This window comes from Lachnoclostridium phytofermentans (assembly GCF_000733755.1).
GTDB lineage: Bacteria > Bacillota > Clostridia > Lachnospirales > Lachnospiraceae > Lachnoclostridium > Lachnoclostridium phytofermentans_A.
This window is the reverse complement of the sequence record NZ_JPOF01000008.1, coordinates 384148-396121: the sequence shown is the minus strand read 5'-3', so window position 1 is coordinate 396121 and position 11974 is coordinate 384148. Positions and strand designations below refer to the sequence as shown.

Below are 11974 nucleotides of genomic sequence, written 5' to 3'. Positions count from 1 at the left end.
GTCATGAATAAATAAAAGGACGATGTCTCAACGTATTGGTTTAGATATCGTCCTTATGCCTTAATTCTTTAACTTTTTAGTAACCGGTGGAAGGAAATGCTAGTAAAATAGCATTCCTGATTCCCTTGATATATTAATTTATTTACTTTCCTCTTTGCTATCATCCGTTAATGAATTTAACTGCTTCACTTCTTGCCAAGCCTTTTTCTCATTCACTTCATTTTGAATCTTTTTCTTTGGCAGACTCTTTTCACTCATAGCTAAGTTCTTTTCTATCGGGATCAATTTCATTAGTTTTAAAATGCAAAGGATACCTCCTACTAATACCAAAATGTTAACGACTACATTCAAAATTAACGCAACACTTTCACTGATCGCATGGTTCATGTAATCGGAGCCAAGATAATAAGTAAATAAGCGAAGAAATTCATATCCGATACGAATACCACCCACAACAGCTGCACCAATTGCAACTTTATGATCCATTACATACTTAACCAGTATTAAAACTAACGCGATATTTAAGAATACCAAGGCTGCCTGTTCAATCGCCTGAACGTAATAGGTCGCTTGATGCAGTGTAAGAAACGCCTCTTGGTACTTGTTGATTGCTTCCGCTGTAATGCCCCCCTGACCAATCATCGTATCATAGAAAGTCCCATCATTTATCATCCTTGCATGAGTAAATAGTTGATAATAATAGCTTGCTTGAAGCATAACCTGACCTACGGCAAATCCAACACCAAGCGAAAGACCTTTATATAAGCCAAGCCCTGATTTTTTAACATAATTAATGATAAAATAACGACCTAATAAGTCGAATGCTCCAATGATGACAGCCATCAAAATCATATAGAAAACAAACGATGAGTTCATTATGTTATTTATTGGTAATACGGATGAAAATAAGCTTCTCAAATTATTCGCAATCATGAAAACTGCAAAACCCATTACCATGAATAAAACCATCCCTCGTGTTTTAAATTTCTTAAAACAGTAAATTATGCATCCTGCCGGAAGCAGTATACTGACTAAAAACGCCATCATAAGACCAATTATTACTAAATTTGAAATCATTTTTTCCTCCAACGTATCTATATTTTCTTTTATTCTAGCATTTTTCCTTTACTAACTACAATGACTTCATAATTATTTAATAATCTTATTGAATACTATTATTTCCATTCAATGACTTATGAACAATCTGACTACTTTGAATTTCCTTCTCACACCGTCATGATTTACCTAAAAATAGTTCTAAGTAATTAAGTCTGTACTTTAAAATCTACCAAGCATTTTTGTCAAGAGAACCTGTTACATTGTCTTGTATGATAAAAAGTGCATCGGAGTTGGTCTATGAATGACCTCTTCCGATGCACTTAACTTAAAACTTATTTATTTTAGAAATATCGTTATCTTTATCCATCGAGACTATCTAAGTAAACGCTACTTATGATATGTTCTAAGTGGAAAATCCAAAGTGGAAGTATATATAATTTTTTAATCCACCTTATTCTTCTACTTTTGCAATCTTTTTCTCATATAAATACCACAAGCTTCCTGTGATACATACAGAAGAATATGCACCGCATACAATACCTGCGATTAATGGGATTGCAAACTCCTTCACAGATTCAACACCAAGGACTGCAAGCACAGCCACCATGATGAATGTTGTCAAAGAGGTATTAATACTTCTTGATAAGGTCTGACTGATACTAGAATTAACTACATCACGTAAAGAATCCTTTTTAAGCATTTCTTTCCGATTCTCACGAATACGATCGAAGATGACAATGGTAGCATTAATAGAATAACCAACGATTGTTAGCATACAAGCAATAAATGTATTTCCAACAGAAATACGTGCAACTGCATAGACCATTAATACTACTAAAACATCGTGTAGTAATGCTATAACAGCACTACTTGCAAATCCAATATTATTAAATCGAATCCAAATATAGATTAGCATACATATGGTTGAAATTGCGACTGCCCAGATTGCATCCGATTTCATTTCACCACTAACAGTTCCACTAATCGATTCGCTAGTAATTAATTCTTTATCAATGTCATATTCTTTGACTAAACGATTATCAAGTGCAGTCTTCTCTGCTAGAGATAGCTCCCTAGTTTTAATCATAACTGCATTTTCACCTTTAATCTGAACGATTTCACATGCAATTCCAAGTTCATCTAACACGAGCGCTTCAATTTCTTTATTTGTATTCTCCGTTAATTCGCTTGAGAAAGTAACCTGTGTAGAGGTACCTCCCCTAAAATCCAAACCGTAAGCTAATATATCGCCACTTGTTGATTTGTTTACCAGCATTGCACCTATTCCAATGGCAATCATTAATCCTGAGATAAGTGCAAACTTCTTTCCATGCTTTATAAAATCATAAACTTTACTTTGCTTTTGAACTCCATAGAATTTCTCCGTATCGAATCCAATGCTATAAAGTGCATTTAAAATAAACTTAGTTACGAATAACGCGGTAAACATGGATAAAATGATACCAATCGCTAATGTCTGTGCAAATCCTTTAATCGTACCTGAACCAAGTATGAAAAGGACAGCTGCTGCAATCAATGTTGTCACATTACCATCAATAATTGCAGATAATGCTTTATTAAATCCAAGCTTCATGCTGGAACGAACGGTCTTTCCAGTAGCAAGTTCTTCCCTTATTCTCTGGAAGATAATAACATTTGCATCGACCGCCATACCAATTGACAGGATAATACCTGCAATACCAGGAAGCGTTAAGGTTACATCGAAAATATTTAATGCAATAATAACAAGACCTACATACATGGTAAGCGCAATACTAGCAGCAACACCAGGAATGCGGTAATAAATAATCATAAATAAAAGAACTAAGATAAAACCAATTGCACCAGCAAGTAAACTAGAATTGATCGCTTCCACACCAAGTTTTGCACCTACAACGCTAGAACGTAGTTGTGTAAGCTCTAATGGAAGTGCACCGATTCGAATCACTGATGCCAACTCATCTGCTTCTTCTTTACTTTTTTGACCATCAATGGTAGCTTCTCCTGTCGTAATCGCATCCTTCACACTAGGAGCTGAAACCACTTGATTATCATAAACTATCACAATTCTCTGCTTATAATTGGTCGTATCCGAAGTACTAGTGTAGTTACCTGCTGCATATGTGGAGGCTGTACTAAACTTCTTTGCACCAGATTCATTGAATATTAACTTAACCAAATAATTTCTTACATTAAATTTATCTACGTACTCCGTTGTTCCAGCACTTGCAATATTAGATCCATCAACAACGACATCACCATTTGCAATAATCTCTTCCATGGTTTTTATTAATTTAAATTCTCCAGTTTTACTATCGAATTCTACGTTTTGAATACCATTAGGACCCTGACCATAGATAAAATAAATCGAACCTGCATTACCAAGCTGTTCTAACACAGCATTTGCATCGGTAACATCAGGAATGTCGACATTAATACGATTGCTACCCTCTTGGTATACTGCTGACTCTGTGCTGTAATTTTGTGCACGGAGTTGCATTTTATAAACCGTATCTGCCATTTCCTGCTCGGTAGGATTTTCTTTTACCGTTTCATAAGTAATACTAACACCACCAGCCAAATCAAGTCCAAGTTTTACATCATTGATACTTCCAATCTTATCAGAACCAATACCAAATGCAGCAATAAATGAAATGGCTGCAATGATAATGACAACTGACAAGAGGCTAAGGAAGCCTTTGCTCTTGTCTTTCATCTTGGTTTCTCCTTTTTCTTATGCTTATTATAACAGTAAAATATGTCATTATGATTGTTTCTTATTCCATTTCTGCCTCAGCAGCTTTTATCATAATTGCACATTCTACACGTTTTCTTTGTAACTCACAACCAATATCATAAGTATCATTAATGTTACCATGGAATTTAAAAGCATTTGCAGAACATCCGCCGCTACAATAGAATTTTGCAAAACAATTTTTACACTTATCCTTGGAGTATACATTACAACTCTTAAATTCTTCTCTTATGCCGGTTGCTTTTACTCCATCAAAGACATTACCCATTAAGTACTCTTCTTCCCCTACGAACTGATGACATGGATATAAATCTCCCCAAGGAGTTACTGCAAGATATTCTGTTCCTGATCCACAACCAGACAAACGCTTTGCAACACAAGGTCCACCGCTTAAATCAATCATGAAATGGAAGAAGTTAAACCAGTGGCCTGCTTTCCTTCTCCCAATAATGTATTTCGCTAACTTATCGTATTCCTCCATTAAGATAGGAAGGTCCTCTACCGTAATTGCATAAGGTTCTCCATCCTGTGCTACTACAGGCTCTACCGAAATCTGTTCAAATCCAAGCTCTGCTAAGTGTTTTACATCTTCAGCAAAATCTAAATTGTTGTGAGTAAAGGTACCACGAACATAATAATTGGTTTGATTTCTGCTATCTGCAAACTTCTTAAACTTAGGGATAATGAGGTCATAGCTACCTTTTCCATTACGGAAAGGACGCATGTTATCATTGACTTCTCTTCTTCCGTCGATGCTAAGTACCACATTACTCATTTCTTTGTTAGCAAATTCCATAATGTCATCATTTAATAAAACACCGTTTGTTGTTAGCGTAAAACGGAATTTTTTATTATGAATTTCTTCCTGACTTCTTCCGTATGCTACTAAATCTTTTACTACCTGGAAGTTCATTAATGGTTCTCCACCAAAAAAGTCAACCTCTAGATTCTTACGGTTACCAGAATTAGAAATTAAGAAGTCAAGTGCCTGTTTTCCTACTTCATAGCTCATTAAGGCACGTCTTCCGTGATACTCGCCTTCTTCTGCAAAACAGTAACGACAAGCAAGGTTACAATCGTGAGCAATGTGAAGACACAACGCTTTTACAACAGTCTCTCTCTTCTTAAAACTTCCGATATAATTCTCATAAATATCTTCCGTAAATAAATTACCATCTGTCTTCATCTTTGTTACTTCATCGTAAATATTACTGATTTCTTCTTTTAGCGTTTCTTCGGATAGTTCAGGATAATCCTTCTTTAAATCAGCAAAGTTGTTCTCCTTGCTATATTTATCCCACATCTTATCAACAATTTCCTCTTTGCTCTCATTTTCATAGAGAGCAATTATATCATATGCAAGATCATCTACAACATGTACCATTCCGCTATTTACGTCAAGTACGATGTTGAAACCATTATTTTTGTATTGGTGTACCACTGTTGTTACTCCTTTCAATATAAGTCCTCATAAGGACAAAACCTTTTTACTTCCATCTTATGTTACATGACATTTCATTTATGTCAAGAAACGAATGACCTAATAAGCTTATATAAGGCCAGGACTAATTCATTCCTAAAAATGAATCACTCCTAGTCTCATATGTCCCAAACATGGAATAAGCAGCGACAAAATGCGCTGCTTACTAAGTTCTCTTTTATGCAGTTCATCGAACTACGTTTCATCCAAATAGATGAATATCGTCCTTATCAGATAGGGATATCAAGACTGCTATTATTTATTTTCGCAGCTCTGATTTCCTACTGTACAAGAAGTCTTACAAGCAGACTGACAAGAAGTTTGGCACTCGCCGCATCCGCCCTTTTTCATTGTATCTTTTAAATTCTTTGTGTTTAAAGTTTTAATATGCTTCATTATGTAGCCTCCTAAATATCGTTAACTTATGATATTATATCATAGTTTATAGAAATAGCAAAGTGTTTTTTTATGGCATATAAAATTATGTTATTTTTGTTTCTGTTCTAACTTGAACTGTCCAAAACAGAGTGGTATAATAGGTTATATAGTATTGAATACTACTTGATGTTTTAATTATTACAATGTTATTCCTATGTACTTGAAAGATGGCCTCATCCTCTATCCTACAAGGTTAACTTGTACCGCAATCATAAGTGGTTTCGTGTATCATTATAAAAAAAATAACGGAAAGTAAAATAAATGTAAATAAAATTAATATCTCGCTCTAGAAAAAAACTTTTTTCTTGCAAGATAATAATATTTAATGTGTATATAATAGTATTGAGTTATATTATGTCTAAAAATAACCAATAAACAAAGTAATATTAATTCATATAAGGAGAATTCATTATGAGAGATTATATTATTTCTACTGATTCTACTGCAGATCTTCCAAAGGAATACGTGAAGGAACATAATATTTTTTTACATCCATTATACTATAATTTAGATGGGGATATTTATGGCGGCGATAAAGATCTTGAACCTAAAGATTTTTATAATAGAATGAGAAATGGTCTGATGCCAACAACTATGGCTTCTAATCCGGAATTTGTTTTAGAATCCTTTACAAAGCAGGTTAAATCAGGCGTTGACGTACTTCATATTAGCTTTTCCTCTGCTCTTAGTGGAAGTTGTAGTAATGCTACCGTAGCAGCTCGTGAAGTTTGCGAAGAAAACCCTGAGGCTAAGATTGTTGTCTTAGATTCTTGCTGTGCCTCCATGGGACAAGGACTTTTGGTATATAAGGCAGTTCAACTAAAAGAATCAGGGAAATCTTTAGAAGAAGTCGTTGCTTATATAGAAGAAAATAAGAATCATATCTGTCACCAATTTACTGTTGATAATCTCTTCCACCTACATCGTGGTGGTCGTGTTTCAAAAGCTACTGCAATCATTGGTACTTTAATCAATGTAAAACCAGTACTTCATGTCGATAACGAAGGAAGGTTAATTCCTCTTACCAATGTTAGAGGTCGTAAAAAAGCTTTAACTACGCTAGTAGATAATATGGAGCACAAGATTAAAGGTTATGAAAATGATGTTGTATTCATTAGTCATGGTGACTGCATCGAGGACGCAAATTTCGTTGCAGATTTAATTAAGGAACGATTTGGAATCACAAACATCATGATCAACTATATCTGCCCAACCATCGGAACACACTCCGGTCCAGGAACTGTCGCACTGTTCTTTATGGGCAGTGAAAAGTAATAATAGATACGATACTTTCTGATTTGTGAAAGAGCTAATGAATTGTAATGCCAGCAAGAAAAAGCATGCTTCGGGACTTTTCCTTATCAAGAATAAAAAAATCCGGTGCATATCAATCATATGATATGCATCGGATTTTTTGTTATCTACTAAATCGAATGCTGACTTTAAATAAATCTCCATCCATAATAATCTGAAATACTCCGCCTTGGATTTCTACAAAGCTCTTTACAATTGCAAGCCCTAATCCAGAACCTTCCGTATTTCTTGCTTTATCTCCACGGATAAACCTCTCACTAATTTCTTCTGGAGTTAGGTTAAGTTCTGTTGCTGAAATATTCTTTAATGTTATCTCTACAGAAGCCTCCTCTAATTGTACAGTAAGATATGCTCTTGTTCCAGGCATTGCATACTTAATCACATTTACAAATAAATTCTCAAAGATACGATATGTCTTTTGGCTATCAAGCATTAAGATAACTTTCTCTTCTGGATACTGAGCACGAACATCGATTCCAGACTCTTCAAAACGATCACTTAGTTCTAATTGAACCTGCTTGATTAATTCTGCAAGATCAACTTCCACCGGATTTAAGGTTATATTGTTGCTGTTAATTTTACTTACTTCAAACAAATCTTCGATTAACTGCTTTAAACGTAACGACTTACGGTCAAGAGTATCAATATACTCCATCTGCTGCTCCTTAGTTAGATTATCTTCCTTTAACAGATTTACATAAGTAATAATTGCTGTTAATGGTGTTTTTAAATCATGAGAAACATTGGTGATTAATTCTGTTCTCATATTTTGGCTCTTCACTTCTTCGTCAACAGCTCTCTTAAATCCATGTTGAATTTTACAAAGCTCATCCCCAAGTGGCTTTAATACACCCAAGTCTTGTTCAATTGGAACCTCAAGATTCCCCTGAGCCATCTGATGAGTAACATGAAGTAGATAATCATGTTTCTCCTTCAAATCCGTTAGGTATTTTTTCATAAAATAATATAAAATAATCGAGTACAGAATAAGTACTGGAATACCAAAAAACCAGACGCTACACATAATTAAAATGACTAGAAAGTTAACAATTACATATTTTAGTACTGTTTTATTTACTTCATCACCTGATTTAACGGTCAGAATTGATTTTACTATACGGCCTATTCCACGATTCACAAATGCAAAAAAGCGAATGAATAGCACATTTTCTAATAGATAACGTTTTAATCCTTTACGGAATAGCTGTAGAAGTGATATTAACACTACATAAATGCTAGAAAGATAGAGGAACCACCCACCATACACTGCCAGATTCGAAAACATTCTTGCATAAAAAGGGGCAAAATTAATGTCCATAAGATAATCTTCTATAGCACCACTTGGATAAAACGTACTAATATAAGCGATACCAATTGTAGCAAAAACAATTCCAGTAATGAATAAAATATCAAGTTCGAGTGGTATTCTACTTAAGAGACCATTTCCAATCCCCAGTGGGCGAATACAGAACAGAATGATTCCAAATAATATTACTACACCGATTGCTACTGTAAATAAGATTACCAAACCTTGCATCTGCGTCTCATTGTAATCCACAAAAAAGTTATAAGAGTAATCAAATAATGCCTGATAACTTTTATCTATCGCATACACCATAGCAACATTGGTCGGCTCAACAAAAGAAATATCTTCTGGCTTGATATCTAGATAGGTTTTATCACGATATAGATAAGAAAAATTATTCTCTAGTTTAATGCCCTTAAGAATGCCTGATACCTTTTCAACGTCAATTCCATAGGATTTTTGGATTGATGCAACCCCATCCTTATCATATTCGACTACAAGATATCCAGCATAGGTATTTTTTAACCTCTCCTCCATGGCTGTATCTAAAGTGGTACTTTCTAATAAATAAGTTAAGTATTCTTCATTCCCTGACATTTCCCCATATCGATTATTAGTTCTGTCAATAATCGCATAATCTAAAGATCGACTATAATGCATACGGTTTCTGTAGGAATAAATATTTTCATTAAAACTATCGATCTCATGTCCGTGAAATTCATATTCGGATACTTCATTATCTAAAATATAATAGTCATCCTCTGGATAATCTTCTATAGGATTTCCGATATCATCCTCTAAATTTGTGTAATCATCTTCCGGTACATAGGAATTATCAGCTTCATCTAATGGATTCTGGACTTCGCCATTGTTGTTTTTCTCATTGTTGTTTGAATCTTGCTTATTCTCTGAATCTTGATTCTTATTTGATTCTTCCTTATTTGTATTCTGCTTTAACTCCTCTTGTTTTTTATATTCTTCTCTTATTTGCTTAAGTTTTGGAATATACACTTCCGTAGGGTCTACTGAATAAGTATTATTTCGTTGTTCAATGACGCTTAAGTAAAGACCATAACTCGATTCTAACAAGTCATCAAACCGTATGTCTTCCATTTCTTCTTTTCTATTCTCCCAGAGCTGTTTCGCTACATCAACAGAAATGATACTTACTCCAAGTAGTAAAACAATCACAAGTAATATACCAATAACACTTCCAAAGAGCGGTGATTTTCCATTGGTTTGTGATATTAGTTCATCTCTTTCTAAATTATTGTTTGAATCCATTCTTATTACCTCCACTTTTTATCTACAAAAAGTTATTAATACTTCTCGATTTTATATCCAACTCCCCAAACAACCTTCAAATATTTTGGTTCTTTCGGGTTTATCTCAATTTTTTCTCTAATTTTTCTCACATGAACCATAATGGTATCGGTTGTAATCGGTTTTTCATTCCATACGCGTTCATAGATTTCATCCGGTGAGAATACTCTTCCTGGATTTTTCATTAAAAGAAGTAATATCTTAAACTCGATAGGAGTTAATTTGACAGCCCTTCCATCCACAGATACTTCCACCGTATCCTCATTTAATTCTAGTCCCCCAACAACATAATAATTTTCTGGTTCCTTCTCTTCCACAGAATCGACTGCTTTTAAATATCTAGCATAGCGGCGAAGATGGGAATTAACTCTAGCCATCAATTCCATTGGTGTGAACGGTTTTGTCACATAATCATCTGCACCGATATTAAGTCCTGTTACTTTGTCAATTTCTTCTGATTTTGCAGATAACATAATAACAGGAAAATCGAATTTTTCCCTTAATTTCATCGTCATAGTAATTCCATCCATAACAGGCATCATAATATCTACAATCGCAAGATGGATGGTTTCTTTTTCTAAAATTTCTAACCCTTTTTTACCATTCTCAGCTTGAAATACGATATAACCTTGATTTCTTAGATAGATTCCTATTCCTTCTAAGATTTCTTTATCATCTTCAACGATTAATACGTGATATGAATCCATACTCTATTCCTCCTATTCTAACCAAACGAATTTTTATCTATAAATACTATCGTCACGTCTTAACATCTTTTCAATTATTCCTTATCAATATCTTACTGGATAAATCGAAAAAATATCTTGTAGTAAAACGAAAGAAATTCTTAATATTGTTGTGAAATTAATTAAAAATTTAAATTGAACTTTTCTATATTTTTCTATTAACTCTTCATTTCCCTAACATCATCTACCATAAGTAGTCTTCTTACTGCAAAAAATTAAGCCAACACATAAGGTTCCCTCGACTTAATATAAGTTTAGCTATAGTCTTCCTAAGAATCATCAAAACTATTGAATAACTTAAATATTAAGATAAGGGAAACAGTGCTGGCTCTAAGGTATCCTCCTTAGATTGTAGTAAATGTTACTATACTATTAGCGAAGCGAACTATAGACAATCTGTCTCATTTTTCTTCTTAGACTTAACGAAGCTCCATGCAAATTTTGTTGCATATAGATAAGAGTTAATTCCTCTTTCGGATCTACCATAAAGTAAGTACCTGGCAGTCCGTCCCAACCATATTCACCAATACTTCCATTACTTCCTGCAAGGCTTTGATCAATCATAACTCGCATTAAACTTCCATATCCATAGCCATACATGCTATCAAACCAAATAGACTTTCGTTGCTCGCTTGTTAACTGATTTTGAGATATAAACTCAACAGTTTTTCTCCCAAGTATTCTTTTTTCTTCATACGTACCATACCCCAAAAGCATCTCTGCAAATTTACTATAATCTGCAAGCGTTGAAAATAATCCTGCACCACCTAGTTCATAGGATGGTTCTGTATCTGGTAATACTACAAAATAATTTGCTAAGTCATCTTTCGTTATCTCTACTAAACTTCCATCCACATCTTTCTTATACATAGGAACAAGGCGCTCTTTTTTTTCATCTTCTATAGAAAACCCTGTGTCTTTCATACCAAGTGGTTCAAATATCTCTTTCTTTAAAAAATCTCCATATCTCATACCACTTATGATTTCCACAATACCACCAAGTACATCTGCCGAAGCACCATATGCCCACTCTTGGCCAGGTTCAAATGCTAACGGAGCTTTCCCTACCAAATTACATACCTCAACTGTACTTGGATAGGTATTTTCTTTTTTAAATTGCTCTACGATTTCTTCGAACTTAGCACCTGCTGAATATAGTTTTTCTGGATACACAACTCCAGAGGTCATATTAAGTAGTTGCTGTATGGTAACCTCTTTTCCAACCGGTCTTTCACCATGTTCATCTAGAACTGTCTGATTGCAAAATCCTGGAAGATACTTTGATACCAGATCAAATAAATCAAGTAATCCTCTTTCGTATAATATCATGGTTGCAACTGCTGTTATCGGCTTTGTCATAGAGAAGATACGATAAATAGAATTAGATTTATCTGTGCCATAAGATTGTTGAAACACCTTCTTGTTTTTGTGATGAACTAGGATGGAACATCCTTTTAGCTTACCACTAGAAACTTCATTATTAAAAATTTCAGTTAATCGCTCTAAACACTTTGTATTCATAGGGACCTCCATTTCAGTGCATCATTTCTTGC

The 11974-nt window shown here is 34.3% G+C and carries 8 protein-coding genes; 1 reads left to right on the top strand and 7 read right to left on the bottom strand.

Annotated elements, in window-relative coordinates; genetic code table 11:
- Positions 1-138 precede the first annotated feature (138 nt).
- From CC92_RS0120395 to scfA, 4 genes are all read right to left on the bottom strand, one after another.
- Positions 139-1077 carry a YhfC family glutamic-type intramembrane protease gene (locus CC92_RS0120395; RefSeq protein ID WP_029501678.1) on the bottom strand — a complete coding sequence of 313 codons (939 nt, stop codon included), beginning with the start codon at positions 1075-1077 and terminating at the stop codon, positions 139-141.
- A gap of 433 nt (positions 1078-1510) precedes the next feature.
- Entirely contained in the window at positions 1511-3775 is a 2265-nt protein-coding gene (locus CC92_RS0120390; RefSeq protein ID WP_029501679.1) for a protein translocase subunit SecDF, read from the bottom strand.
- Positions 3776-3836: 61 nt separating this feature from the next.
- Positions 3837-5255: a thioether cross-link-forming SCIFF peptide maturase gene (gene scfB, locus CC92_RS0120385; protein ID WP_029501680.1), complete on the bottom strand. Its 1419-nt coding sequence runs from the start codon at positions 5253-5255 to the stop codon at positions 3837-3839.
- Between the two features lie 294 nt (positions 5256-5549).
- Positions 5550-5690: a six-cysteine ranthipeptide SCIFF gene (gene scfA / locus CC92_RS21275; protein WP_034218354.1), complete on the bottom strand. Its 141-nt coding sequence runs from the start codon at positions 5688-5690 to the stop codon at positions 5550-5552.
- A gap of 453 nt (positions 5691-6143) precedes the next feature.
- Between scfA and CC92_RS0120375 the strand changes: the two genes are divergently transcribed.
- On the top strand, positions 6144-7007 hold the full coding sequence (locus CC92_RS0120375) for a DegV family protein (protein WP_029501681.1): 864 nt from the start codon (positions 6144-6146) through the stop codon (positions 7005-7007).
- A gap of 142 nt (positions 7008-7149) precedes the next feature.
- On the opposite strand, the gene CC92_RS21970 is transcribed toward CC92_RS0120375, so the two are convergent.
- From CC92_RS21970 to CC92_RS0120360, 3 genes are all read right to left on the bottom strand, one after another.
- Positions 7150-9636, bottom strand: coding sequence for a histidine kinase dimerization/phospho-acceptor domain-containing protein (locus tag CC92_RS21970; protein WP_051650594.1), 2487 nt, complete (start codon positions 9634-9636; stop codon positions 7150-7152).
- 35 nt (positions 9637-9671) lie between these two features.
- Positions 9672-10382 (bottom strand): response regulator transcription factor, encoded by a 711-nt coding sequence (locus CC92_RS0120365; protein ID WP_029501683.1) that lies wholly within the window; start codon positions 10380-10382, stop codon positions 9672-9674.
- A 411-nt stretch (positions 10383-10793) separates the two neighbouring features.
- The gene (locus CC92_RS0120360) at positions 10794-11942 is read right to left on the bottom strand and encodes a serine hydrolase domain-containing protein (protein ID WP_029501684.1); all 1149 of its coding nucleotides are present in this window, start codon (positions 11940-11942) and stop codon (positions 10794-10796) included.
- Between the last annotated feature and the right edge of the window lie 32 nt (positions 11943-11974).

Coding starts and splice junctions, on each gene's coding strand:
- CC92_RS0120375 (WP_029501681.1), top strand. CDS start 6,144: ATGAGAGATTATATTATTTCTACTGATTCTACTGCAGATCTTCCAAAG.
- scfA (WP_034218354.1), bottom strand. CDS start 5,690: ATGAAGCATATTAAAACTTTAAACACAAAGAATTTAAAAGATACAATG.
- CC92_RS21970 (WP_051650594.1), bottom strand. CDS start 9,636: ATGGATTCAAACAATAATTTAGAAAGAGATGAACTAATATCACAAACC.
- CC92_RS0120390 (WP_029501679.1), bottom strand. CDS start 3,775: ATGAAAGACAAGAGCAAAGGCTTCCTTAGCCTCTTGTCAGTTGTCATT.
- CC92_RS0120365 (WP_029501683.1), bottom strand. CDS start 10,382: ATGGATTCATATCACGTATTAATCGTTGAAGATGATAAAGAAATCTTA.
- CC92_RS0120360 (WP_029501684.1), bottom strand. CDS start 11,942: ATGAATACAAAGTGTTTAGAGCGATTAACTGAAATTTTTAATAATGAA.
- CC92_RS0120395 (WP_029501678.1), bottom strand. CDS start 1,077: ATGATTTCAAATTTAGTAATAATTGGTCTTATGATGGCGTTTTTAGTC.